Raw genomic sequence first — 26852 nt, forward strand, 5'->3', positions numbered from 1 at the left:
TTTGTTCCCGGACCGCAGCGCGCCGCGGCCTGGAACTGGACGGTACAGTACTCACAGGAGTACTGATCAGTCCAGTACTCTTCTGGCAGGCAGACGCGGACGTGGAGAGGGAGCCGAAGATGGACAGCCGGTCAGCGCGGAAGCACCAGGCGATCCTGGACGCCGCGACCGATGTGTTCCTGAACAAGGGATACGCGGGCACGAGCATGGACGACATCGCGAAGCTGGCCGCGGTCTCCAAGCAGACCGTCTACAAGCACTTCGCGGACAAGGAGAAGCTGTTCGCCGAAATCGTGCTGGCCACCACGGACCGCATCGACGCCCTGGTCAACCTGGTGGCCGACATCCCCGACGACCCGCAGACCCTCGGCGAGAACCTGACCCGGCTCGCCCGGCAGTTCCTCACGGCTCTCACCCGGCCCCAGGTGATCCAGTTGCGGCGCCTGATCATCGCCAACGCCGACGCCTTCCCGGAGCTCGGCGCGGCCTGGTACGAGCAGGGGTTCGAGCGGGTCCTGGCCACGCTGGCGGACACCTTCCGCCGCCTCACCGATCAGGGACTCCTCAAGACCCCGGACCCGCTGCTGGCCGCCCACCACTTCTCCGGGCTGCTGCTGTGGATCCCGGTGAACCAGGCCATGTTCCACGGCAGTGCCCAGTACACCGACGCCGACCTGGACCGTTTCGCGGACGGCGGCATCAGGGCCTTCCTGGCCGCCTATGCGTGAACCCGCCCCGGCTCAGGGCACTTTGGGGCCGTCGAGGAAGCTGCCATCGGCCGCGTACGGCCAGGCGTTCGAGACGCAGCCGTGGAGGCCCTTGATCTGCTGCATCATCACCGGGGCGGGCCGGCCTGGACCAGGGCATTCGCGGTGGTCGTAGCCCAGCCAGTGGCCGACCTCGTGGTTGATGATCAGTGCCCGGTACTCCTCGGGCGGTCCGGCGAACTCGGGGGAACCGAGCTGCCAACGCTTGAGGTTGACGGCCACCGTCCGCCCGACCCTGCAGTTGAGTTCGCCCTCGGTGTCCAGGCCGCCGGTGGCGCAGATGGCGTCGGCCGTGTCCGGGGTGGCGATGCGGATGACCAGCGTGGCGCTCTCGTCGGCGACCTGCCGGAAGGTGACACCGGCCCCGCGCGCCCAGCCGCGTTCGTCGTCGAGGATCGCGGCGATCTGCCCGGCGGCCTCGTCCGGGTCGACACCCGTGCCGTCCTCGACCTCCACCCGGTACGGCCGCCCCGCCCCGCCGCGGTGCGCGTCGGCCCTCGCGACGGTGAAGGTGCCGGGTCCGGACTCCGGTACGGAGGCGGAACCGTCGGCGGTCGCCTCCGGGGTGGGGTCCGCTCCACGGGGTTCCGGTTTCCCGGCGACGGTGGCCGGCGTCCCGGCCGGGCCAGACGTGCCGGGAAGTCCGCGGCCGGTGAGCAGGAGGACCGCGGCCGCGGCGAGGGCCAGCAGCACCGCCGTGACGGCTGCCCTGGGGCGCCGCCCGCCCGAGGCCCGGTGGCTGCGTATCGCATCCGAGCGGCCGGTCACTTCGCGGCCCCCTCGCGCGGCAGCCACCACCGGGTGGACGCGAGGGCGGCCAGCACGGCGCCGGTCGCGTTGACCAGGACGTCGTCCACCGAGGAGACCCTGTCGAGCCGGAGCACGTACTGCAGGGTCTCCAGCAGGACCGACAGAGCGGCGCCCAGCGCCAGGACGCGTGGCAGCGACGCCAGCGCGGCGTACCGCATCGGGGCGAAGAAGCCGAGCGCGGCGAACACCAGCAGATTGCCGAGCAGCCCGAGCGGCCCCATCGTGACCAGGTCCACCAGCGGGACCAGACTGACGCGGCCGGGGACCTCACCGACGTGTGCGCCCGGCATCAGGATGAGCCACACCCAGGGCACTGTCCCGTGCACCATGCCGACCTCCGCCAGCGAGGCGCGCCGCGCCCGGGCCGGCTCGACACCCGCCGCCCGGCGTCTGCGCGTCAGGAACCACACGATCAGCGCGGACAGCGGCAGCGCGGCGACCATGGCCAGCATCACGCCGTTGAACGTCCAGAACCACGCGTACCAGCCGCCGCGCACGACCATGGGCACGGACACCACGAACATGCGCAGCACGAAGGGGGCGGAGGCCGCCGCGACGACGCCGAGGGCGGTGAGCACGAGCAGGCGTCCGGCTCTTCGGACGCGGCGGGGCGAGGTGGGCAGTGCGGAGTTCTGATCCATGCCCCCCACTCAATACGCGGGGCGGTTGCGAGGGCGTATGCGTATTTCGATACGCGGGCGATATGTGCGGTCAGGGGCCCGGCGGGGACGCGGCGGGCAGTTCGACCGTGACGCGGAGTCCCCCGTCGGGGCGCGCGGTGAGGGTGAGCGTGCCGTCGTGGGCGCGCGTGATGGAGCGGACGATGGCCAGTCCGAGCCCGGCGCCGGGGTGGTCGGTGTGGACGCGTTCGGTGCCGCGCTGGAACGGTTCGGTGAGGCGGGGGACGAGGTCCGGGGGCACGGGCTCGCCGGTGTTCTCGACGGTGAGCAGCACGGTGTCCGGGCGGACCTCGGTGGTGACCCGGACGCTGCCGCGTTCGGGCCGGTTGTGGACGATCGCGTTGTGCACGAGGTTGGTGGTGAGCTGGAGCAGGAGGGCCGGTGATCCGGTGGCGGGGGCGATGTCGCCGTCGGTCTCCAGGGTGACACCGTGTCTTTCGGCGAGTGGCAGGAGCGTTTCGGCGGCCTCCTCCGCCACGAGGGAGAGGTCGACGTCCTCGCGTGTGAAGGTCTGCCGGTCCGCCCGGCTGAGCAGGAGCAGCGCCTCGGTGAGGTCGATGGCCCGGGTGTTGACGGTGTGGAGGCGGTCGATGAGCGGGTCGGCCGCGCGGTCCGGGTCGGCGCGGGCCACGTCGAGCAGGGCCTTCGTGACGGCGAGCGGGGTGCGCAGTTCGTGGGAGGCGTTGGCGGCGAATCTCTGCTGTTCGCCGACGTGCGCTTCGAGTTGGGCGAGCATCGTGTCGAAGGCGTCCGCGAGTTCGCGGAACTCGTCCTGGCGCCCGGGCAGTTGGATGCGGTGGGACAGCGATCCCGCGGCGGCCGTGCGGGTGGCCTGGGTGATGCTGTTGAGCGGGGCGAGCATGCGGCCGGCGAGAATCCATCCGCCCCCGAGCCCGAACACGAGCAGGAACGCCAGAGTCACGGCGGCCAGCGGGGCGAAGTCGCGGGCGACGGCGAGTTGGTAGTCGGGCACGAAGACCAGCCCGATGTGTGGTACGCGCGTCAGGAACAGCCACCCGGTGGCGAGCATCAGGATGCCGGCCAGCAGGACGAACCCGGTGTAGCTGAGGGTGAGCTTGAGGCGGATGCTCGGGCCGGGCCGTCTAGCCACGGTCCGTCGCCCCGCCGCCCGGTTCCGGCGCGGTGTCGATGCGGTAGCCGACGCCCGGCACAGTGGCGATGATCCACGGCTCGCCGAGCCGCTTGCGCAGCGCGGAGACGGTGATGCGCACGGCGTTGGTGAAGGGGTCCGCGTTCTCGTCCCACGCCCGTTGCAGCAGTTCCTCGGCGCTGACGACCCCGCCTTCGGCTGCGACGAGGACTTCGAGCACCGCGAACTGCTTGCGGGTCAGCGCGACGTACCGGCCGTCGCGGTAGGTCTCGCGGCGGAACGGGTCCAGGCGCAGGCCCGCCATCTCCCGCACGGGCGGCCTGCTGTGCGCGCGTCGGCGGTCGAGCGCCCGGAGCCTGAGGACCAGCTCCCGCATGGCGAACGGCTTGGTGAGGTAGTCGTCGGCGCCGAGCCCGAAGCCGGACGCTTTGTCGTCGAGACGGTCGGCCGCGGTGAGCATCAGGATCGGCATGCCGCTCCCGGAGGCGACGATCCGCTTGGCGATCTCGTCCCCGGAGGGCCCGGGGATGTCCCGGTCGAGGACGGCGATGTCGTAGCTGTTGACTCCCAGCAGTTCGAGCGCGGTGTCGCCGTCGCCCGCGAGGTCGGCCGCGATGGCCTCCAGGCGCAGACCATCGCGGATGGCTTCCGCCATATACGGTTCATCCTCGACGATCAGCACACGCATGCGGCCATGCTACGAGCCGCCGCATATCGTCGGCGTATCCGAAACGGCGGGCGTCCGCCGGACGGGGCCCAGGGGCTGTCCGGCGGATCGGGGTCGGGTAGGGCGCGGCGTCTGGTGCGGTGCATCGCAAGGCGCCGGAGCGTCCTCATAGCGGAGCTATGCGGGCGTTTCGGTAACGCTGCGAGGTGCCGTGCCAGACGCCGCGACCCCGGCCATGATCCGCCGGACGGCCCCTAGACGTGGTTGGTGGCGAAGAGGTCGAGGTGGCCGCACTTGGGGCAGCGGAATGCCTCGATCTGCCGGCGCGGCCGGCCCATGCGCTTGGCGCCGCCGAAGACCCCGCGTTCCAGTGCGCCCTCGATCCAGCGGGCGTACCCGCGGGAGTGGTCTCCGGCGTCCTCGATGAAGCCGTCCTCCAGGCCGACGGTCCCGCAGTGGGTGCACGTGAGGTGATTCATGCCGCGAGTGTAGGTAGGCGCCCCGGCCGGGAGGGCCCGGGGCTGTGAACGGTTGCCCAACCGGTACGTACGCGTGGGGCGGCCGCCCTCCGGGGCAGACTGGTGACCGTCGCCCTCGCGCACCACCTGGACCCCGGAGTCGCAGCATGCCCCGTCCCGGCCGCCTGTCGGACGTTCTCGTCTTCACCCGCACCACGGAATACCGCCACGACTCGATCCCCGCCGGGCGGGCGGCCCTGCGTGAGCTCGGCGAGGAGCACGGATTCGGGGTGGAGTGCTCCGAGGACCCCTCGGTCTTCACGGACGCGTCCCTGGCGGGGCGCGGTGCGGTCGTCTTCCTGTCCACCAGCGGGGACGTGCTCACCCCGGAGGGGCGGGCCGCGCTCCGGCGCCGGGTCTCCGGCGGCTGCGGTTTCATGGGGGTCCACTCCGCCACGTGCACCGAGTACGACTGGCCGTACTACGGGGAGCTACTCGGTGCGCGCTTCGCCGGGCATCCCGCCTTCCAGCCCGGCACCGTGCTGATCGAGGACCCCGACCACCCGGCGACGCGCCACCTGCCGCGGCGCTGGGACCGGAACGACGAGTGGTACGACTTCCGGAGCAACCCGCGCCACCTGCCCGGGGTGCGGGTCCTGGTGACGATCGACGAGACCGGTTACGAGGGCGGGGGCATGGGGGCCGACCACCCCTTGGTCTGGTGCCGGGAGTCCGGCGCGGGCCGCGCGTTCTACACGGCCCTCGGACACGCGGAGGCCGCGTACACCGACCCGGCGTTCCGCGCGCACCTGCTGGGCGGGCTGCGCTGGGCGGCTCGGGCCCAGGCTCAGTAGGGGGCTGCCCGCGGCAGTCGGCGTGGTGGCGTAAAAGGAGGGGACGGGCTCGTGGATCGTTGGCAGGATGTCCGGGTTCGGCTCTCTACCGATTGGACCCCCGCACCATGCCCCGCGCCGTCACCCTGATCCGTTCGGCCGCCCTCTCCGACGTCGCCGAGTACGCGTACGCGGCCACGGCCCCCGCCGAGTCCCGGCTGATCTTTCTCGCCGGGGCGTGCCCGCTGAACGACGACGGTTCGACGGCGGCGGTCGGGGACTACGCCGGCCAGGCACGCAAGGCCGTCGCGAACATGGAGGTCGCCCTCCGTGCCGCCGGTGCGTCGATCCAGGACGTCATCAGCACCCGGGTGCTCGTGGCATCGAGCCGTCAGGAGGATCTGGTGGCGGCGTGGCAGGTCGTCAGGGACACCTTCGGCGACCATGACGTGCCCAGCACGCTGATGGGCGTCACCGTGCTGGGTTACAAGGACCAACTGGTCGAGATCGAGGCGGTCGCCGCCGTGCTCGACGCCTGACGGCAGCCGCGCAGCCCCGCAGCCCTCAGGGATTACGCGGCCGGGGGCCGTACGCCCATCCACTGCTCGGCGCCCCACGCCTCGAAGCGGTGGATCCCGGTGAAGCCGAGCTTGCGGGCGAGGCGCATCGAGGGGACGTTGGCGGTCTGCGTGAAGAGCACCACCGGTTCGCCGGGGCACGTCCCGGCGAACCGGTCGAGGACCGCCGTGCACGCCTCGGCGGCGTAACCCCGGCCCCAGGCCTCCGGCAGCAGCAGGTAGCCCAGTTCGGCCTGCCCGGCGTCGGGGCGGACCGCGTCCGGACGGTCCAGGTCGCGCCGTTTCAGCTCGACGGTGCCGATCATCGCGCCGTCGAGCTCGATCACGAAGTGTCCGGGGCGCCTTCCCGGTGTCTTCGGCAGGGCGCGCTCGCACTCGTCGCGCGGGCGGGCGCCGCCCAGGTAGGTGTTCACCTCCGGTGAGGCGAACAGTTCCACGAACGCCGGGCGGTCCCGGCTCTCGGACTCGCGCAGCACGAGCCGCGCGGTGCGTATCGGCGCGGGCGGCCAGGGCAGGAAGCTCGGTTCAGCCATGGTCGGCAACCTATCCCAAGGGCCGTCACGGGCCCGGGGCTCCGGCGTCACGCGTCGTGGGCGATGCTGTACTCCCGCCCGCCGCCGACTCCGGAGCTCTCACCCGTGCTGTTCACCGTCACCCGTACCGAACTCGACGCCCTCTTCGGCGGGGACCGGTTGGCCACCCTGCCCGCCGCCGCGTTTCCGCTCCGTGCCGCCGGCACCGAGGGCGCCCGCCTCCTGCAGACCGTGGGCGCGCCCACCGGCACGCTCTCGCTCCGGGATCCCGATCCGGAGTCGGGACTCCTCCCCCGCGTACGGGAGGTGGCCGACGCCGACGAGGACGCGGGCGAGTGGCCGGTGATCGGGTGGCTGCTCAACGCACACCTCGCGCTCGACCCGGACACCGGGACGGTCTTCGCCGTCGACCCGGACGAGGAGACCGTGCGGGCGCTGCACACGGACGTCTCGTCCCTCATACACGTCACCGTGCGGCTCCAGCGACTGCTGGACACGTTCGCCTTCGGCGGGGACGGGACCGAGGAGGAGGCCGGCTTCGAGCGCCTGGAGCGCGCGGTGGACCACATCCGGCGGACGACGGATGCCGTGGATTCCCTGCCCTTCGCGGACGAGGAGTCGGTCTGGTCGGTGGTCGCCGACGAGATCGTCATGGGGCAGCGCTTCGCGCACGGCAGCCCGGGGGCCGTGTCGCTCCACGGGTGAACGGTTCCGTGGCGGGACTACGACGCGTCGTCAAGTCGCCATGCCGGGGAAGCCGTTGAGGCTGTCGGCGCTGCCAGGATCAGGGCGTTCTCGCTCTTCGTGATCCTTGGGGGTTCTCTCCGTGCAGGTCAGATCCATAGCGACCGCCGCCGGTCTGGTGGCGGCGCTCATACCCATCGGTGCCGCGCGGGCGGCGGGGCCGGCCACACCGGTCACCGCCGCCCCCGCGGCCGCCGTCACCACGCTCAGCGTTCCGTTGCCCACCGGCGACTCGGTGACCGTCGAGCGCGCAGGCGACGATCTCCGGTCGGCGACGGTCACCCCGGCCGCCGGCCGTGAGGGGGTGTCCTTCACCACCAGTTCGGTGGGCGACGGCGACCTCAGCGTCGTACCGGAGGACGCCGAGCCACTGCTCGCCGCCGGGCGCGTCGACCCCCGCCTCTTCGACATCGGCGCCCTGCTGGACGCGGGCTACGGGGTGAAGGGGACCACCGCCCGAGGCGCCCTGGGCGTGATCGTCCAGCACGGCAGGGGCAAGACCGCCGCGAGCAGGGCCCGGGACGCCGTCGGCGGTGCGGCGCGGCCCGGGCGGGCCATCGCCCGGCTCGGCCTGACCGCGCTCGGCCCGGAGGACGGCGCTGACGCGGCCACCACCTGGAAGCGTCTGACCAAGGGGGCCGGCCACTCGCTCGCGGGCGGTGCGACCAAGCTCTGGCTCGACGGGCGCATGCACACCGCGCTCGACAAGAGCGTCCCGCAGATCAACGCCCCGCAGGCGTGGGCCGACGGCTACACCGGCAAGGGCGTCACGGTCGCGGTCCTCGACAGCGGCTACGACTCCGACCATCCGGACCTGGCCGGCCGCGTGACCGTCTCGGCGAACTTCCTGGGCGGTGACAGCGCGGAGGACGACAACGGGCACGGCACGCACGTGGCCTCCACGATCGCCGGGATCGACGGCACGTACCGGGGTGTCGCCCCGGACGCCTCGCTCGCCGTGGGCAAGGTGTGCGACAGCACCGGGACCTGCCCGACCTCCGCGCTGCTGGCCGGCATCGACTGGGCGGTCAACACCGTGCACGCCAAGGTGGTCAACCTGAGCCTCGGTGGCGCGGCGGACGAGACGGACCCTGCGATCGCGGTCATCAACGACCTGTCGGCGAGCACCGGCACGCTCTTCGTCGTCGCCGCGGGCAACGACGGCGAGTTCGGCACCGGCACCGTCGGCGCACCCGCCATCGCGAACGCCGCGCTGGCCGTGGGCGCCGTCGACTCCGAGGACGAGCTGGCCCCGTTCTCCAGCCGGGGTCCGCGCCCGAGCGACAACGCCGTGAAGCCCGACATCACCGCGCCCGGGGTCGCCATCGTGGCGGCGAAGATGGGCGGCGGCCACACCTCCAAGAGCGGTACGTCGATGGCGACCCCGCACGTGGCGGGCTCCGCCGCGCTGGTCGCCCAGGCGCACCCCGGCTGGAACGGTGAGCAGATCAAGACCGCGCTGATGAACAGCGCGGTGCCGAACGCGAAGCGTTCCGCGTACCAGCAGGGCACCGGCCGGGTGGATGTGGCCCGCGCCGAGCGGCAGAAGGTACTCGCCTCCCCGGCGAACCTGACGACGGTCGCGGGCTGGGCGGACGGCGCGGGCAAGGACACCGAGCACACCGTCACCTTCACCAACTCCGGTGACAGCGACACCACGCTCGACCTGGCCGTCGAAAAGCCGATGTCACCGACCGCCCAGCCGGGCAACGCGGAGCAGTTCTCCGTGGACCGGGACAAGGTCACCGTCCCGGCGCACGGCAGTGCCACGGCCACCGTCACCACCCGTGCCGCGCTGCTGCCGCACGGCCCGTGGTCCGCGGTGCTCACCGCGTCGGCAGGCGGGCAGCCCGTCACCCGTACGGTCCTCGCGGTCGACAGCGCCGTGCCCAGCCACCGGGTCACGCTGCACGCGGAGCAGCGGGACGGTACTCCGGCCAACGGTTCGGCGCTGATGGTCAACCGCTGGACCGGCGACCGCTACCCGGTCCGCATCACGTCGGGCACCGGTACGGTGACGGTACCCGAGGCCCAGTACTGGGTCGGGATGACGATCGCGAGCGGCGCCGGTGCGGAGCGCTCGACCACGATGGCCGTCAAGTCGGTCACCCCGCTCGAGGACACCGACGTCGACCTGGACGCGCGCACCGCCGTTCCGGTCGGTGCCGATGTGCACGACGACGCGGCACGGGCGACGGCCGTGCAGGCGGCACTGGCCGTTCCCGCAGGCACGGGGTCGTACACGCTGAGCGTGGTCACCACCGGTGAGCGCGCCGGCCAGTCGCTGTACGCGACGCCGTTCGCGGACGAGGACGCCACGTACCGTACGTTCGCGGTGTTCGCTTCCGAGGGCGCGTCCTCGCAGGCTCCGAGCCCGTTCTTCTACCACGTGGCGCGGACCTGGGACACGGGTGTGCCGGCCAAGCCGTCGTTCTCGGTCAAGCGCGGTGACCTGACCGAGGTGCGCGAGCACTTCAACGCGCAGGGGGCTCCGGCGGCGGGCACGTCGGCGGCGACTCCGGACGACGACGTGCTGCTTCCGCTCTTCATCGACCAGTCGGTGCGGTTCCCGTCGGTCGTGCGTGACTACCGGACGCCGGGTGAGTGGCTCGACCGGGCCACGATCGCGGGCCGCCAGTCCATCGCGACCTCCACGGAGAAGTTCGACGGGCACTCCGTGCACCGGCTGGACTTCGCGGCCCCGGTGATCGGACCCGGGCTTCCGGCGGCGCCCGCGTACCGGCTGAACAACTCCGTGGTCTGGGCCGGTACGCCGTGGTTCGCCGACGGCGACGGCACGCGCGGGGGCTCCGACTGGAGCGCGACCGGTACCCTCACCCTGGCCAAGGACGGGCAGCAGGTGGGCACCTGGAGCGCGGTGGGCAGCGGGAAGACGGTCACGGCCCCGGCCGGGCCCGGCCGCTACACCCTGACCGCGGACGTCACCCGCGATCAGGACTACGCGGCGCTCTCGACCCGGGTGCGGTCGGAGTGGGCGTTCGACTCGGACACCGACGACGGCGCCGGGACGATCCTGCCACTGATGGCCGTCCGCTTCGCTCCGCACGGTCTGGACGACTCGGGGAGGGCTCTGAGCCTCGTCCCGACGCCGGTGGACATCACGGTGCAGCGGGCACCCGATGCGGCAGAGGCCGCTGTCGGCCCCGTCAAGCTGGAAGTCAGCTGGGACGACGGCGGCACCTGGCACACGGTGAAGGTCACCAACGGCCGGAACGGGAAGCCTTCGCGCGCCCTGCTGACCGCGCCGCTGGGTGCCTCGTACGCCACCCTGCGCGCGACGGTCACGGCGAGTGACGGCAGCGCGGTCACGCAGACGGTGACCCGGGCGTTCGGCGTGAACAAGCCTCTGTCGTAAAAGAACTGACGGAACGGTGGGCCGGCCCTCGACCGAGGGCCGGCCCTTCGTCGGCCGGTCGGGGGTGGCGAGGTCACGACATGGCGCACCTTCGCCACCCTCGGCGGGGCGAGCCGTGGACAGACTGAGGCCCATGCACGATCTTGGACGACCGAAGAAGACCGCCGGGGCCCACGCCCCGCCGGAGCAGGTGCGCGCCGTCTTCCAACAGCTGGAGGCCGATGTGCGGCGCGCCGAGACGGCCGTGGCCGAACTGGTCCGCGCCCAGCCGCCGGACGAGGGACCGGTGCGGGTGGAGACCGTGGACGGCGCGGCCGCCCAGGCACGGCGGATCCTTGAGCTGGAGACCGGCGCGCGACACACGTTCCAGGCATTCCTGACGGGCCTGAACAGGGTCACTCCGGTACCCGCGACCCTCGGCCCGCCGGCGGACGGCTCCTCGGACGACGACGGCGCGCAACCGAGCGCTCCGCCCGAGGTCACCTACCAACTCCTGGTCGACCGCGACTTCCTCGCCGAGCCCGCCGCGGTGGTGGCCCTGGAGGAACGGGTGCGGCGCGGCGAGCAGGTCCGGGTGGTCGACAGCCCGCTGCTGAAGCTGGCCGTCGCGGACGGCGAGACCGCGATGGTCCAGTTCAGCCCGGAGCGGGCGGTGCTGTTGCGGCAGCCGCTCACGACGCTCGTCACGGAGCTGTTCGCCACCGCGTGGCGGCACTCGCGGCCGTATCTCCGCGAGGTCGCCGAACTCTCCTCCGTGGACCGGCAGATCCTGCAGCTGATGCTCTCCGGCCTGACGGACGCTGCGACGGCCAAGCAGCTGGGCACCTCGCCCCGCACGGTGCAGCGCAGGCTGCGGGCCCTGATGGACCTGGCGTCGGTGACGTCCCGGCTCCAGCTCGGCTGGTACGCGATGCGCAACAACTGGATCTGACCGGTTCGCGTGATCCGGGGTTGGCGAGTGGGCGCCATGTCGCCAACTCGTCAGCCCATCACCTCCGGTTACTCGGTGTGCCGCTCACATACTGCTGAGGTCACCACCTCGTGATCGTTTGTGTGAAGGAGAGTGCGTGTTGAGGCAAGTCCCTCCACGACGGCGCACCGTCGTCGCAGCCCTGCTGCCGGCTGTCATGAGCCTGCCATTCCTCGGGGCGCTGCCCGCGTCCGCGGCCGCTCCTCCCGAGCCCAGCCCGTACGCGCAGAAGACGGCCGGCCCGGTCCGCGAGCAGCTCGACGCGAAGGACAGGGTGACCTTCTGGGTGCAGCTCGGCGAGCAGGCCGACACCTCCGCGGCACGCCGGAAGACGAAGAAGGCGGACCGGGGCCGCGCCGTCATCGCGGCCAAGAAGGCGGCGGCGGGGCGGAGCCAGGCCGACGTCGTGTCGCTGCTCAAGAAGGCCGGCGCGCCCTACACCTCGTACTGGATCGCCAACACGCTGAAGGTGACCGGCGACCGGGATCTCGCCCGGAAGATCGCCGCACGGCCCGAGGTCGCCTCGATCGAGGAGGACAAGGAACTCGTCCTGCCGCACGCCACCACCGGCGGCCGGGTGAACACGGTGGACGGCGTCGAGTGGAACGTCGACCGGATCAACGCCCCGAAGGTCTGGAACAGCCTCGGCAAGCACGGCGAGGGCGTCGTCGTCGCGAACATCGACTCCGGTGTCGACTACCGGCACCCGGCCCTCGCCGCGAGCTACCGGGGCCACCGGTCCGACGGGACGACCGACCACAACTACAACTGGTTCGATCCGGCGGACGAATGCACCGGTGACAGCCCGTGCGACAACGACGGGCACGGCACCCACACCATGGGCACCATGGTCGGCGACGACGGCACCGGCAACGCCGTCGGTGTCGCGCCGGGGGCGACCTGGATCGCGGCCAAGGCGTGCGAGAACAACGGCTGCCCGCGCGACGACCTGCTGGCGGCCGGCCAGTGGATCATGGCCCCGACCGATCTGACCGGCGCCGACCCGCGCCCTGACCTGGCACCGGACGTCGTCAACAATTCCTGGGGCACGACCACGCTCGACCTCTGGTACAAGTCCATGGTCCAGGCGTGGCGCGACGCGGGCATCTTCGCGTCGTTCTCCAACGGCAACACGGGGCCCGACTGCGTGACCACCGGCTCCCCCGGCGGCTACGACAACGCCTACTCCTCGGGGGCCTTCGACAGCAACGGCGACATCGCGGACTTCTCGTCGCGCGGCGCGGGCGAGGGCAGCGGCATCAAGCCGGACATCGCCGCCCCGGGCGTGGACATCCGCTCCGCCTGGCCGGGCGGCGGCTACCAGTCCCTCAACGGCACCTCGATGGCCGCCCCGCACACCGCCGCGACCGTCGCGCTGATGTGGTCGGCGTCGCCCGAGGTCCGGGGTGACATCGCGGAGACCGAGCGGCTGCTCGACTCCACCGCGGTCGACACCTTCGACCCCACGTGCGGGGGTACGGCCGCGAACAACAACGTGTGGGGCGAGGGCAAGCTCGACGCCTACGCCGCCGTGATGGCCACCCCGCGCGGCCCGCTCGGCGCGCTGAGCGGCACCGTCACCGCCGACGGCAAGCCGCTGTCCGGCGCGACCGTGCGGCTGGACGGGCCGATGCAGGCGAGCGTGCGCACCGCCGAGGACGGCACCTACACGCTGGCCAAGGTGATGGCCGGTGACTACACCGTGTCGGTGTCGCAGTACGGCTACCTCACCGACAAGGCCGCCGTCACGGTCGTGGCGAACGGGAGCGTGACCAGGGACGCGGATCTCCAGCCCGCCCCCACCGGGACGGTGACGGGCACCGTACGCGTCAAGGGCGGAGCCGAGGCGGGTGCGAAGCTGGAGGTCTCCGGCACCCCCGTCTCGCTGACCACCGGCGCCGACGGCCGGTACTCGCTGGAACTCCCCCTCGGTGACTACCAGTTGGCCGTCACCCCGGGCGACAAGTGCGCCAAGGCCGTGGCCTTCACGCTCACGGTCGCCGCCGAGCCCGCCGCCAAGGACCTCGACCTGCCCGTACGGACCGACGGCTACGGCACCACCTGTCAGGTCGTCGCGGACGCCCCGTACCCGACCGGCGGGACGAAGCTGCCGCTGTCGGGGGCTGCGGGCAGCGCGCCCGTGGACCTGCCGTTCCCGGTGGCCCTGTACGGGCACACGTACACCTCGGCGAACGTCACCGTCGAGGGTGTGCTCGCCTTCGGGCCCTCCAGCACGACCAGCATCAACGAGGAGCTGCCGTACACCGGCACCCCGAACGGGGCGCTCTACCCGTTCTGGGACAACTTCATGATGGACTCCTCGTCCGGGGTCTACACCGCCTTCCGTGGCACCGCCCCGCACCGCGAGTTCGTCGTGGAGTGGCGCAACATGGTCCTCAGCGACAACAAGCCCCAGCGGGTGAGCTTCGCGGCCGTGCTGAGCGAGGACGGCGGCTACACCTTCCACTACAAGGACATCGAGGACGGCGCCGCCGAACGGGGCTCCAGCGCCACGGTCGGTGCCGAGAACCACGACGGCACCGATGCCTTCCAGTACTCCTGCAATGAGACCGCCCTCCGCGACGGGACGACCATCGCGTTCCGGCCCGGGAAGACCGCGTCCGTCTCCGGCACGGTCACCGACGCCAACGACCACAAGCCCCTGGCCGGTGCCGACGTGACCGTCAGCCGCGACGGGACGACCGTGGGCACCGGCACTTCGGGGGCCGACGGCCAGTACCTGGTGCAGGTCCCGGCCGCCGACGAGGGCACCTACGAGATCCGGATCGGTGCCGCCCACTACGAGTCCGCGACGCGTTCGGCGGCTCTCGGCGGCGGTGACGTGTCGCGCGCCGACAGCGCCCTGCTCACCGGACTGGTCACGGCGTCGCCCGACGACGGGTGGCGGCTCGTCGTGCCCGCCGGGGAGCACCGCACCCGCACCTTCACCCTCGCCGACGCCGGGCTCGCCGCCGACTACAGGGTCGCCGAGAAGGACGGCGCCGGCTGGCTGACCGCTGCCCCGGCCACCGGGCACCTCGCCTCAGGCGGCACGCAGGAGGTGACGGTCACCTTCGACGCGTCGGACGCCGCACCCGGCACCGTCCTGCGCGGCACGCTGCGGGTGACGTCCGAGAGCGGCCGGGCGCCGGTGCTCGACCTGCCCGTGGTCGTCGCCGTCCCCGCCTACCGCACCGCGATCGACGCCGGATCGGCCACCGCAGCGACCGACTCGGCGGGTGACCTGTGGGCCCCCGACCGGGCCTACGCCGAGGGCTCGTACGGCTACCTCGACCGCAAGGGCACCGTCACCACCCGGAAGACCATCGCGGGCACCGACGAGCAGCAGCTGTTCTCCAGCGCCACCAAGGGCGCCTACGAGTACCGCTTCGACGGGCTGCCCGACGGCGTGTACGAGGTGGAGCTCGGGTTCGCCGAACTGAGCAGCACGGGGCCCGGGAAGCGGCTGTTCGACGTGCTCGCCGAAGGCGTCCAGGAGGTGCCGGACGTCGACATCGCCCTGGAGGCGGGCGGTACCTACCGCGCGCTGAACAAGACGTTCACCGTCCGCGTCGAGGACGGTCAGCTCAATCTGCGGTTCGCGAGCGCGGCCGACCAGCCGCTCGTCAACGCCCTCCGCGTCACCCACCGGCCCGACCTCGGCTGACCCACACCTGATCCCGCCCGGCCACCACTCGGAAATCCTCAGGAAAGAGAGTCCGCACGTGAGACAGCAACTCAGGAGACGCCACGGCCTGCTGGCCGCCGCGCTCACCGTGGCCATGGGGGCGCCGCTCGTCGCGGCGCTGCCCGCGGCCGCCGCTCCCCCGCCCCCGCCCGTGAGCGACCTGCGGGGCAAGGCCGACGCCGCGGTCGTCCGGCAGCTCGACAAGAAGGACACCGCGACCTTCTGGGTGCGGCTCGGCTCGCAGGCCGACACGTCCGCCGCGAAGAAGCAGAAGACGCGCACGGGCCGGGACAAGGCCTTGATCGCCGCCAAGAAGAAGCACGCGGCGAGCACCCAGGCCGGTATCGAGGCACTGGTGAAGAAGGCGGGAGCGCACGCGACCTCGTACTGGATCAGCAACACGCTGAAGGTCACCGGCGACAAGGCCCTCGCGCAGAAGATCGCGGCCCGGCCGGAGGTCACCGCGATCGAGCCCGACCGGTTGTTCCAGCTGCCCGAGGAGTTCCCCGCCGAGCAGGAGCCGGAGGTCAACGGCGTCGAGTGGAACGTCGACAGCATCGGCGCGCCCAGGGTCTGGGACGAGCTGGGCGTCCGGGGCGACGGCGTGGTCATCGCCAACATCGACACCGGCGTCGACTACCAGCACTCGACCCTCATGGGCTCGTACCGCGGCCTGAAGACCGACGGGACCTACGCGCATGACTACAACTGGTACGACGCGACCGCCAGTTGCCCGGGCGACGCGCCGTGCGACGACCACGGGCACGGTACGCACACCATGGGCACCATGGTCGGCGACGACCGGGACGGCAACAGCATCGGTGTCGCGCCCGGCGCCCGGTGGATCGCCGCGAAGGCGTGCACCCCGACCGGCTGCCCGCAGTCCGCGCTGATGGCCGCCGGTCAGTGGATACTCGCCCCCACCGACCGCTTCGGCGGGAACCCCCGCCCCGATCTCGCCCCCGACGTCGTCAACAACTCGTGGGGCGCCGACATCATCGACACCTGGTACAAGGACATGGTCCAGGCGTGGCGCGACGCCGGGATCTTCCCCGCCTTCTCCAACGGGAACGCGGGGCCCGACTGCGCCACGGCCGGCTCCCCGGGGGCGTACAGCAACAGCTACGCCACCGGCGCCTTCGACAGCGACGGCGAGATCGCGTACTTCTCCTCCCGGGGCACCGGAGAGGACGGCGCCGTCAAGCCGGACATCGCCGCCCCCGGCGTCGATGTCCGCTCGGCAGCCCCCGGCGGCGGCTTCGCCGTCATGTCCGGTACGTCGATGGCCTCACCGCACACCGCTGCCACCGTTGCCCTGATGTGGGCGGCGTCCCCGGCGCTGCGGGGTGACGTCGCGGCCACGGAACGCCTCCTCGACCGCACCGCCCACGACGTGGACGACACGACCTGTGGCGGCAGCGCCGAGAACAACAACGTCTACGGCGAAGGCCGGCTCGACGCCTACCAGGCCGTCGCATCCGTCCCGCGCGGTCCGCTCGGCGGCCTCACCGGCACCGTCACCTCCGACGGCACGCCACTGGCCGGCGCCACCATCGAACTCGACGGGCCGATGAACGCCGTCGCCGACACCCACGCCGACGGCACCTACAGCCTGCCGAAGCTCATGGTCGGCGACTACCGGGCCAGGATCACCAAGTTCGGCTACTTGCCCGCCGAGACCACCGTCACCATCATCGAGGACGCCACCGCCACCCGTGACGCGAGCCTCGCCGTCGCCCCGGTGGGCACCCTGACCGGCACGGTGAGCACCCTGTCGGGCCCCGAGGGCGGTGCGGAGATCGACGTGGCGGGAGCCCCCGCCGACAGCGGCACCACGACCGCGGCCGACGGCACGTACACCCTGACGCTGCCCGCCGGTTCGTACCGGCTGACGATCACCCCTGTCTCCCGCTGCGCCACGATCGGCTCCTTCGGCGTCCAGGTCGTCGGAGGCGACGGCAGCAAGGACCTCACCCTGCCCAACCGCGGTGACCGGTTCGGGACCGTGTGCCGGACCACGCACGACACCGCATTCCCCTCCGGCACCACCAAACTCAGCACCAGCAGCGACTACGATGGCTCTGCCACGGTCAGGTTCCCCTTCCCCGTGGCGCTCTACGGCCGGACGTACACCCAGGCCGGCGCGAACGTCGAGGGCTACCTCAGCTTCGAGAGGGCCCTCAACGACGGTAGCAACCGCACCCTCCCCAACGCCGGTCTCCCCAACGGCTCGCTCTACCCCTTCTGGGACAACCTCCAGCTGGCCACTGACAGCGGCGACATCTACTGGTCCGCCCGCGGCACCGCACCGCACCGCGAGATCGTCGTGGAGTGGCGGAACATGGTGACCTCCGCCGCGCGCACGCAGAAGCTCGACTTCTCCGTGGTGATCGGCGAGGACGGCACGTACTCCTTCCACTACCGCAACAACACCGGCGGCGCCTACGCGCTGGGCTCGGGCGCCACCATCGGGGCCGAGAACGCCGACGGCATCGACGCGCTGCAGTACTCGTACAACGACGCCTCGGTGCAGAACGGCCTGGCCGTCGAGTTCCTGCCCACCCGGAGCGCCGCCGTGTCCGGCACGGTCACCGACGGCAACGACGGCAAGGCGCTCGCCGGTGCCACCGTCACCGTCGCCCGGGACGGCGAGACCGTCGCAACCGGAACGACCCTGCCGAACGGCACCTACCTGGTGCAGACGCCGGTGACGATGGACGAAGCCGACTACGAGGTCACGGTCGACGCCCCGCACTACACCGCGCAACACCGCACCCTCACCCTGGCGACCGGTTCCGCGGAGCAGCTGTCCGCAAGCCTCGCGACGGGCAACGTCTCCGTCACACCTACGGGGGCAACGACCGTCATCGTTCCGGCCGACGAGAGCCGGCAGCGCACCCTCGCCCTGGCCAACTCCGGTGCGGAGACCGGCTACACGGCCGCCGAAGCGGGCGGCGCGGCCTGGTTCTCGGCCGCTCCCGCCGAGGGCCGCATCGCCAAGGGCGGTCAGCAGGCGGTCGTCCTGACCTTCGACACGCACGGCGTTGCCCCCGGCACCGTGCTCAAGGGCACCGTCGTCATCTCCTCGGACAGCGGCCGCGCCCCGGAGATCAAGATCCCGGTGACCGTGTCCGTGCCCGGCTACCGCACCGCGATCGACAGTGGCGCGGCCAAGGCGAGCACCGACACCGCCGGGGAGGTCTGGTCACCGGACGTGAAGTACACGACCGGCTCGTACGGCTTCATCGGCCAGTCCACGAAGGTGACGACCACCAACGCCATCGAGGACACCGCCGACGACAAGCTCTTCCGGACGGCCCGGGAGGGTGCCGTCGAGTACCGCTTCGACAACGTGCCCGACGGCACGTACCAGGTCGAGCTGGACTTCGCCGAGCTGAGCGGCACGACCACCGGAAAGCGCCTCACCGATGTGCTGGCCGAAGGGGCGGTGTACCTGCCCGACCTGGACATCGTCCGTACCACCGGCGGCAGTTACCGCGCACTGACCAAGTCCTTCACGGTCAAGGTCAGCGACGGTCAGCTGAACCTCCGGCTGGTCGCGACCGGCACCGAGAAGACCCTCGTCAACGCCGTCCGCGTCACCCAGCGCCCCGACCTGAGCAGCTGACCACATGAGGAGAGCGACAGACGTGAACAGACACAGATCCCGGTGGAGGGGGCTGCTCGCCGCCGCGCTGGCCACGACCCTGGGAGCGCCCTTCCTGGGCACCCTCCCGGCCGCCGCAGCCGATCCGGAACCGAGCCTCCCGTCAGCCCTGCGGAGCAAGGCGGACGGTGCGCTGCTCCAGGACTTCGCCAAGAGCGGCAAGGTCTCGTTCTGGGTGCAGCTCGACTCGCAGGCCGACACCTCGGCCGCACGTGCGGCGTCCACCAAAGCGGCCCGGGGCCGCGCCGTGCTCAAGGCGAAGACCGCACACGCCACGAGCTCGCAGAAGGGGCTGCGGGCCCTGCTGGAGAAGGCCGGCGCCTCCTACGAGTCGTACTGGATCAGCAACACCGTCGAGGTCACCGGCGACAAGAGCCTGGCCGCGAAGATCGCCGCCCGCTCCGACGTCGCGTCCATCGAGGCCGACGACATCGTCCCGCTCCCGCCTACGGCCAACGGCACCAACGAGGCCAAGGTCGACGGCCTGGAGTGGAACGTCGACCGGATCAACGCCCCCAAGGTCTGGAACGAGTACGGAGTACGCGGAGAGGGCACGGTGATCGGCAGCATCGACACGGGCGTCGACTACCAGCACCCCGCGCTCGCCGCCGCCTACCGCGGGCTCCGCTCCGACGGCACGTACGACCACGCGTACAACTGGTTCGACGCGACAGATACGTGTGGCACGGCCAAGCCCTGCGACGACCAGGGGCACGGCACGCACACGATGGGCACCATGGTCGGCGAGGACGGCACCGACAACTCCATCGGCGTCGCACCCGACGCCCGCTGGATGGCGGCCAAGGCCTGTACGCCACAGGGCTGCCCACAGGACGCGCTGCTCGCCGCCGGGCAGTGGATGCTCGCGCCGACGGACGCCGATGGGGAGAACCCGCGCCCCGATCTCGCCCCCGACGTGATCAACAACTCGTGGGGCGCCGACAGCCTGGACACCTGGTACCAGGCGATGGTGCAGTCGTGGCGGGACGCCGGCATCTTCCCGGCCTTCTCCAACGGCAACGCGGGACCGTACTGCGACACGGCGGGTTCCCCGGGCGCCTACACGAACACGTACGCCTCGGGCGCCTTCGACAGCAACAACCGGATCGCCTCGTTCTCCTCACGCGGACCGGGTGTCGGCGGCACCGTCAAGCCGAACATCTCGGCCCCCGGCGTGAACGTCCGCTCGGCCGCCCCCGGCGGCGGCTACGCGGCCAAGTCGGGCACGTCGATGGCTTCACCGCACACCGCAGCCACCGTCGCCCTGCTCTGGTCGGCGGCCCCGGCGCTTCGCGGTGACGTCACCGCCACCGAAGCGGTGCTCAACAAGTCCGCCCTCGACGTCGACGACACCAGCTGCGGTGGCACCGCGGCCTTCAACAACGTCTACGGCGAAGGCCGGCTCGACGCGTACGCCGCAGTCAGCGCCGCCCCGCGCGACCACGTCGGCGCCCTCAACGGCACCGTCACCATCGGCGGCGAACGGGCCGCTGACGTCGAGGTCTCCGTGGCCGGCCCCACGCACGCCACCCTGACCACGAAGAAGGACGGCACCTACGCCTTCCCGCGGCTGGTCTCCGGCGCGTACACCGTGACCGTGACCAAGTTCGGCTACGTCACCGACACCGCCGCGCTCACCGTGACCGACGGCGGCACCGCCACCCACGACACGGCGCTCGCCACCGCACCCTCCGGCACCCTGACCGGCACCGTGCGCAGCGAATCGGGCACCGAGGCCGACGTGGCGATCAAGGTGCAGGGCACACCGGTCCGCGCCGCGACCGCGGCCGACGGCACCTACGAGGTGACGCTGCCCGTGGGCAGTTACCGGATCAGCCTGACCCCGCTCAACCACTGCGCGGCCACCATCGGCATCGTGGCCGACGTCGCCACGGGCACGGCGACCAAGGACATCTCCCTCGCCACGCGCAGCGACGCCTTCGGCACCACCTGCCGTCAGGTCTCCGCGGAGTACCCGACAGGCGACACCAAACTCTCCGTGGGGTCGACTTCCTCGGCGTACCAGGCCGTCACCCTGCCGTTCCCCGTCGCCCTGTACGGCCACACGTACGACAAGGGATGGGTCACCCGCGACGGTCAGCTGACCTTCGCCTATCTCGCGGTGCTCGACAACACCCCGCTACCCGACAAGGCCCCTGCCAACGGTACTCTCTCGCCGTTCTGGGACCGGCTCGTCATGGACGCCTCGTCCGGCATCTACACCTCGGTCCGCGGCACCGCCCCGCACCGTGAGTACGTCGTCGAGTGGCGCGACATGCTCATCGGCCGTGACACGACCCAGCGCATCGGCTTCGCGGCCGTGCTGAGCGAGGACGGCAGCTACACCTTCCACTACAACGGCATAGACCCGAGCGAGAAGGGATTCGAGCAGGGCACGGGCGCCACCATCGGCGCCGAGAACCACGACGGCACCGACGCGTTCCAGTACTCGTACAACGAGCTGTCGCTGCGCGACGGGATGGCGATCCGGTTCCGGCCGGAGGGCCACGCGGTCGTCTCCGGCACGGTGACCGACGCGAACGACGGGCAGCCGGTCGCCGGTGCGACCGTCACCGTCACCCGTGGCACCACGACCGTCGGCACCGCCACCACACGGGCGGACGGCGCCTATCTGGCGCAGGTCCCGGTGGCGGCCACTGCCGATCACAAGGTCACGGTGGCGGCACCGAACTACGCCACCGCGAGCCGTACCGCCGCGCTGGGGAGCCTGTCCGCGCTGCGCACCGAGACGGCGCTGACCACCGGCGCGGTTCGGGCCGACAACAAGGACGGGTGGCAGCTGACCGTCCCCGTGGGTGAGCGGCGCGAGCGCACCCTGACGCTCACCAACGAGGGCTCAACGGCCTCGTACACCGTCGCCGAGAAGTCCGGCGCCCCGTGGCTCAGGATCGACCCGACCTCGGGCACGCTCGCGGCGGGCGGGCGGCGGGCGGTGACGCTGACCTTCGACACGACGGCGGCGACACCGGGGACGGTGTACACCGGCACGCTGGTGATCACCTCGCAGAGCGCCCGGACACCGACGCTCTCGCTGCCGCTGAAGCTGGTGGTCCCGGCCTATCAGCAGGGCGTCGACGCCGGCGCGGACTCCGGGTCGCTGGACGCGCTCGGCGACGCGTGGGGCGCGGACCGCCCGTACGCGGAGGGCACGTTCGGGTTCACCGGCGCGGGCACCGTGCCGACCTACACGCGCAAGGACATCGCCGGCGCCGGCAACTCCCCGGCGCAGCAGCTGCTGCGTTCGGGTCGTGAGGGCGTCGACGAGTACCGCTTCGACAACGTCCCGACCGGTGTCTACCAGGTGGAGCTGGGCTTCGCCGAGGCGGCCGGGACGAAGCCGGGGGCGCGCGTGTTCGACGTGCTCGCCGAGGGGACGGAGAAGGTGCCGGACGTCGACGTGCGTCTGGAATCGGGGGGTGCGCGCACCGCTCTCTTCAAAACGTTCACGGTCAAGGTGACGGATGGTCAGCTGAACGTCGGCTTCGAGGCGATCACCGGCAAGACGCTGATCAACTCCATCAGGGTGACACAGCGTCCGGATCTGAAGGGCTGAGCCGCAGCACACACGCACACGGGCGGGCCCGCTCCGGAGACACCTCCGGGGCGGGCCCGCCGCACTCTTGCCCGGGTGCACCGGGCCCCGTACCTTACTCTGAAGTAAGTTTACTTTAGAGTAAGGAGCTTGCCTTGACCGCCTATCGGACCCTGCTGGTCGGCACGGACGGATCGGAATCGTCGTACGCGGCCGTCGAAGCCGCCGCGCGCCTCGCCGCCGCGTGCGGCGCCGAACTCGTCGTCACCTGCGCGTACGCCCCCATGCGCGGCCCCGAACTCGCTGCGGCCCAGGATCAGTTGGGGGCGGAGGCCTACCAGGTGGTGGGGTCGGCGCCGGCCGAGGAGACGCTGAGAACGGCGAGAGACCGCGCGCGCCTCCAGGGCGCGTCGCAGGTGCGTACGATCGCCGTGGAGGGTGAGCCGGTGCCCTCGCTCGTGCGGACGGCCCGGAAGTGTTCGGCCGACCTCCTGGTGGTGGGAAACCGAGGGCTGCGGTCGCTGGCGGGACGGCTCCTCGGCTCCGTGCCGGCGGATGTCGCCAGGAAGGCCGGCCTCGACGTCCTGATCGTGCACACCACGTGAGCGGGGAACCGGACGGCGCGGGGGCGGGGTCCGTCGAGGAGTTGCTGCTCGGCGGGGGCCGGGTCTGGACGCGGCGGGACGTCGCGGCGCGCGCCGGGGTGGAGTTCGAGCGGGCCGTACGGGTGTGGCGCGCGCTCGGGTTCCCGGCGGTGGACGACGACGCCCGGGTCTTCACCGACGCCGACGTGGAGGCCCTGCGCACCGGGGAACGTCTCATCGCGGCCGGGCTGATCACCGAGCACAGCGAGGCGCTGATGGCCCGGGCCCTCGGCCACCATCTCTCGCGGCTCGCGGACTGGCAGGTGGACACCCTGCGGGACTGGACGGAGCGGGCCGGAGACGCCTCGCCCGGCCGGGAAGCCCTCCTCGCGCACATGGCGGCGCTGCTGCCGGAGGTCGAACGCCTCCAGCGGTACGTCTGGCGCCGCCATCTCGTCGCGCATGCCGGGCACGTGCCCGCCGACGAGCGGGAGGACGGCTCCGCGGCCGGTGACGGCGCGCATGTCCGGGAACGCGCGGTCGGGTTCACCGACATGGTCGGCTACACCCGGATGACGCGTGGCCTGGGTGGTGCCGAACTGGTGGCGGTGCTCGACCGGTTCGAGACCATGACCGGCGACGTGGTGGCCGAGGGCCGGGGCCAGGTGGTGAAGACCATCGGCGACGAGGTCCTCTTCGTCTGCGAGTCCGCGGCCGACGCCGCCGGGATCGGCCTCGAACTGTCGGCCCGGGCGCAGGGCGACCCGAAGCTGCCTCAGGTGCGGACCGGGCTGGCCCACGGCCCCGTGATCAGCCGCTTCGGTGACGTCTACGGAGCGGCGGTCAACGTCGCGGCCCGGCTCACGGCGGTGGCCCGCCCGGCGTCCGTGCTGGTCAACACCGCGCTCGCCGGGGAGCTGGCGGGGATGGCGGCGTACACGCTGAGGCCGCTGCGCCCCGTATCGGTGCGCGGCTACAGCCGGCTGCGACCGGTGCTGCTGCGGAGGGGGAAGCCCGCTTCCTGACCCGGTGAGGCGGCCGGGGCGCGTGCCGGTGGCGCGCGAAGCGCCCGGAACGGCGTACAAAAACAGGAAGCAGGGAGAACCCTCTCCCTGCCGTACCCAACATATAGCGCACCGGGGGGCTTGCGGCAAGGGCCGGGGGGTGCCGCAGAATCATCGGCCTGACCACCCCGACCTGCGGAAATGAGGACGCTGCGTGCGCGAGCGGTACGTGTGGGATCTGAACGAGGCCGAGGGGGCGCCGGTCGCGGCCGTCGGCGGCAAGGGCGCACACCTGGCCACGCTGTCGCGGATCGAGGGCATCCGGGTGCCGGACGGCTTCTGCGTCACGACGGACGCCTTCCGGCGCGTCGTGGGCTCGGAGCCGGCGGTCGCCGCACAGCTCGAACGGCTGGCGGACGTGGACCCGGACGACCGGGAGGCCGTACGCAACCTGAGCGCGGAGATCCGGCGGACCATCGAGGGCCTTGCCCTCCCGGACGACCTGGTGGCAGCGGTCACCGGCGCACTCGCCCGGCACGGCGAGAACACCGCGTACGCCGTACGGTCCAGCGCGACGGCGGAGGACCTGCCGACGGCCTCCTTCGCGGGCCAGCAGGACTCGTATCTGAACGTCGTGGGTCCGGCGGCGGTGCTCAGGCACATCGGCCGGTGCTGGGCGTCGCTGTTCACCGAGCGGGCCGTGACGTACCGCCGGCGGGGCGGCATCGACCACCGCACCGTGCACATGGCGGTCGTCGTGCAGCGGATGGTGTTCCCGCAGGCGTCGGGCATCCTCTTCACGGCCGACCCGGTGACGGGCAACCGCAGGGACGCCACCGTGGACGCCGGCTTCGGGCTGGGCGAGGCCCTGGTCTCCGGCCTGGTCAACCCGGACGTCTTCACCGTGCGCGACGGCGGGATCACCACCCGGTCGATCGCCGCCAAGGAGCGCGCGGTCGAGGCGCTGGCAGGCGGGGGCACGCGGGAGGTGGCCGTCGACGCGCGGCGGCGGGAGGAGCCTGCGCTGACGGACGCACAGGTCCTGGAGCTCGTCCGGCTCGGGCGGCGGATCGAGGCGCACTTCGGCCGCCCGCAGGACATCGAGTGGTGTCTGTCCGACGACGGGTTCCGGATCGTCCAGAGCCGGCCCATCACGACGCTCTTCCCCGTCCCCCAGGCGGCGGACGGCGGGAACCACGTCTACGTCTCCGTCGGGCATCAGCAGATGATGACCGACGCGATGAAGCCCCTGGGCCTCTCGATGTGGCGGCAGACCGCCATGGCTCCGATGCTGGAGGCCGGCGGGCGGCTGTTCGTGGACGTGACGCGCCGCCTCGGCCCGCCCTCGGTCCGGGCCGGGCTCCTGGAGATGATGGGCAAGGGCGACCCGCTGGTCAGGGACGCCCTGGAGACCGTCCTCGCGCACCCCGGCTTCGTCCCGGCGCTTCCGGACCCGGCACCCGCCGCGCCCCCGGCCGGTGGCGCACCCGGCCCCATCGCGACCGACCGGGCCGTCGTCGCCGGGCTGATCGCGCGCAGCGAGGCGTCCGTCGCCGCCCTGGCGCGCGACATCCGGACGCACACCGGTCCTGCCCTGTTCGACTTCCTGCCGACGGCCTTCGAGGAGCACAAGCGAGTGCTCGGCGACCCCGTGAGCATGCAGGCGATCATGGCGGGCATGGAGTCCACCTGGTGGCTCAACGACAAGCTGCTCGAATGGCTCGGCGAGAAGAACGCGGCCGACACGCTCACCCTCTCCGCGCCCGACAACGTGACCTCGGAGATGGGCCTCGCGCTCCTCGATGTCGCCGACGCGATCCGCCCGCACCCGGAGGCGGTGGCGTATCTGCGGGGCGTCGGGGACGACGACGGCTTCCTGGACGGCCTGGGCGAGATCGCGGGCGGGGCGGAGGCGCGCGCGGCCATCGAGGCGTATCTCGACCGGTACGGCATGCGGTGCGTCGGTGAGATCGACATCACCCGGCCGCGCTGGAGCGAGCGTCCCACCGCTCTCGTGCCGGTGATCCTGGACAACGTGCGGCTCTTCGGGCCGGGTACGGCCGCCCGGCGCTTCGAGGAGGGGCGGCAGAAGGCTCTGGCGAAGGAGCGGGACGTGCTGGCACGGCTGCGGGCGCTTCCGGACGGGGACCGCAAGGCCGACGAGACCAAGGCGATGATCGACCGGGTCCGCACCTTCATCGGCTACCGCGAGTACCCCAAGTACGGGATCGTCTGCCGCTACTTCCTCTACAAGCAGGCCCTCGTGCGGGAGGCCGACCGCCTGGTCGGCGCCGGGGTGCTGGCCGAGCGGGACGACGCCTTCTTCCTCACTCTGGAGGAGTTCGGTGACGCCGTGCGCTCCGGCGCGGTGGACCAGGAGCTGATCCGGCGGCGCAAGGAGGAGTTCCGGGCGTTCAGCGCGCTCACCCCGCCCCGGGTGCTGACCTCGGAGGGTGAGGCGGTGAACGGGGCCTACCGGCGCGACGACGTGCCGGAGGGGGCGCTGAACGGGCTGCCGGTTTCCGCCGGGACCGTCGAGGGGAGGGCCCGCGTGATCCTGGACGTGGCCGAGGCGGACCTCGAAGCGGGCGACATCCTGGTCACCACCTTCACGGACCCCAGCTGGTCGCCGCTCTTCGTCGGGATCGCGGGTCTGGTGACCGAGGTGGGCGGCCTGATGACCCATGGCGCGGTGATCGCCCGGGAGTACGGCCTCCCGGCCGTCGTGGGCGTCGAGCACGCCACGCGCCGCATCCGGGACGGACAGCGCATCCGCGTCCACGGCACCGACGGGTACATCGAGCTGCTGTCCTGACGGCGGGGCGTCGC

General features: G+C 72.0%; 18 protein-coding genes. 12 read left to right on the plus strand and 6 right to left on the minus strand.

What is annotated here, in order from left to right; translation table 11 throughout:
• Positions 1-119: 119 nt before the first annotated feature.
• Entirely contained in the window at positions 120-728 is a 609-nt protein-coding gene (locus tag AB0L33_RS13780) for a TetR/AcrR family transcriptional regulator (protein ID WP_365680874.1), read from the plus strand.
• A 12-nt stretch (positions 729-740) separates the two neighbouring features.
• On the opposite strand, the gene AB0L33_RS13785 is transcribed toward AB0L33_RS13780, so the two are convergent.
• The 5 genes from AB0L33_RS13785 to AB0L33_RS13805 form a co-directional block, all read right to left on the minus strand.
• Positions 741-1535 carry a DUF3152 domain-containing protein gene (locus AB0L33_RS13785; RefSeq protein WP_365680876.1) on the minus strand — a complete coding sequence of 265 codons (795 nt, stop codon included), beginning with the start codon at positions 1533-1535 and terminating at the stop codon, positions 741-743.
• Positions 1532-2218 carry a VanZ family protein gene (locus AB0L33_RS13790; RefSeq protein WP_365680878.1) on the minus strand — a complete coding sequence of 229 codons (687 nt, stop codon included), beginning with the start codon at positions 2216-2218 and terminating at the stop codon, positions 1532-1534. The genes AB0L33_RS13785 and AB0L33_RS13790 overlap by 4 nt, the downstream gene beginning before the upstream one ends.
• 70 nt (positions 2219-2288) lie before the next feature.
• Complete coding sequence (locus tag AB0L33_RS13795) at positions 2289-3368, minus strand: HAMP domain-containing sensor histidine kinase (protein ID WP_365680880.1); 1080 nt, start codon at positions 3366-3368, stop codon at positions 2289-2291.
• A complete protein-coding gene (locus AB0L33_RS13800; RefSeq protein ID WP_365680882.1) occupies positions 3361-4056 on the minus strand; it encodes a response regulator transcription factor in 696 nt (231 codons plus the stop codon). The genes AB0L33_RS13795 and AB0L33_RS13800 overlap by 8 nt, the downstream gene beginning before the upstream one ends.
• Positions 4057-4289: 233 nt before the next feature.
• Positions 4290-4514: a hypothetical protein gene (locus AB0L33_RS13805; protein ID WP_365680884.1), complete on the minus strand. Its 225-nt coding sequence runs from the start codon at positions 4512-4514 to the stop codon at positions 4290-4292.
• 146 nt (positions 4515-4660) lie between these two features.
• Here AB0L33_RS13805 and AB0L33_RS13810 point away from each other — a divergent pair, with 146 nt between their 5' ends.
• Positions 4661-5347, plus strand: a complete 687-nt coding sequence (locus tag AB0L33_RS13810) for a ThuA domain-containing protein (RefSeq protein ID WP_365680886.1) — start codon at positions 4661-4663, stop codon at positions 5345-5347.
• Positions 5348-5454: 107 nt separating this feature from the next.
• Positions 5455-5865, plus strand: a complete 411-nt coding sequence (locus AB0L33_RS13815) for a Rid family hydrolase (RefSeq protein ID WP_365680888.1) — start codon at positions 5455-5457, stop codon at positions 5863-5865.
• Positions 5866-5897: 32 nt separating this feature from the next.
• Here the strand turns inward: AB0L33_RS13815 and AB0L33_RS13820 are convergent, their stop codons facing one another.
• Positions 5898-6437: a GNAT family N-acetyltransferase gene (locus AB0L33_RS13820; RefSeq protein WP_365680891.1), complete on the minus strand. Its 540-nt coding sequence runs from the start codon at positions 6435-6437 to the stop codon at positions 5898-5900.
• A gap of 105 nt (positions 6438-6542) precedes the next feature.
• On the opposite strand from AB0L33_RS13820, the gene AB0L33_RS13825 reads away from it, so the two are divergent.
• The 9 genes from AB0L33_RS13825 to rph all read left to right on the plus strand — a co-directional run bounded on the left by AB0L33_RS13825 (position 6543) and on the right by rph (position 26838).
• Positions 6543-7142 carry an SUKH-4 family immunity protein gene (locus AB0L33_RS13825; protein WP_365680893.1) on the plus strand — a complete coding sequence of 200 codons (600 nt, stop codon included), beginning with the start codon at positions 6543-6545 and terminating at the stop codon, positions 7140-7142.
• A 121-nt stretch (positions 7143-7263) separates the two neighbouring features.
• Complete coding sequence (locus tag AB0L33_RS13830; RefSeq protein ID WP_365680895.1) at positions 7264-10557, plus strand: S8 family serine peptidase; 3294 nt, start codon at positions 7264-7266, stop codon at positions 10555-10557.
• 133 nt (positions 10558-10690) lie between these two features.
• Positions 10691-11488 (plus strand): helix-turn-helix transcriptional regulator, encoded by a 798-nt coding sequence (locus AB0L33_RS13835; RefSeq protein ID WP_365680897.1) that lies wholly within the window; start codon positions 10691-10693, stop codon positions 11486-11488.
• Positions 11489-11684: 196 nt separating this feature from the next.
• Positions 11685-15194, plus strand: a complete 3510-nt coding sequence (locus AB0L33_RS13840; protein WP_365680900.1) for a S8 family serine peptidase — start codon at positions 11685-11687, stop codon at positions 15192-15194.
• 58 nt (positions 15195-15252) lie between these two features.
• Complete coding sequence (locus AB0L33_RS13845; RefSeq protein ID WP_365680902.1) at positions 15253-18843, plus strand: S8 family serine peptidase; 3591 nt, start codon at positions 15253-15255, stop codon at positions 18841-18843.
• A 22-nt stretch (positions 18844-18865) separates the two neighbouring features.
• Positions 18866-22456: a S8 family serine peptidase gene (locus tag AB0L33_RS13850; RefSeq protein WP_365680903.1), complete on the plus strand. Its 3591-nt coding sequence runs from the start codon at positions 18866-18868 to the stop codon at positions 22454-22456.
• Positions 22457-22590: 134 nt separating this feature from the next.
• A complete protein-coding gene (locus tag AB0L33_RS13855) occupies positions 22591-23040 on the plus strand; it encodes a universal stress protein (RefSeq protein ID WP_365680905.1) in 450 nt (149 codons plus the stop codon).
• Positions 23037-24044, plus strand: a complete 1008-nt coding sequence (locus AB0L33_RS13860) for an adenylate cyclase regulatory domain-containing protein (protein WP_365680907.1) — start codon at positions 23037-23039, stop codon at positions 24042-24044. The genes AB0L33_RS13855 and AB0L33_RS13860 overlap by 4 nt, the downstream gene beginning before the upstream one ends.
• A gap of 193 nt (positions 24045-24237) precedes the next feature.
• Positions 24238-26838: a rifamycin-inactivating phosphotransferase gene (rph, locus tag AB0L33_RS13865; RefSeq protein ID WP_365680909.1), complete on the plus strand. Its 2601-nt coding sequence runs from the start codon at positions 24238-24240 to the stop codon at positions 26836-26838.
• Positions 26839-26852 lie beyond the last annotated feature (14 nt).

The organism is Streptomyces sp. NPDC052299, from assembly GCF_040679335.1.
Classification (GTDB): domain Bacteria; phylum Actinomycetota; class Actinomycetes; order Streptomycetales; family Streptomycetaceae; genus Streptomyces.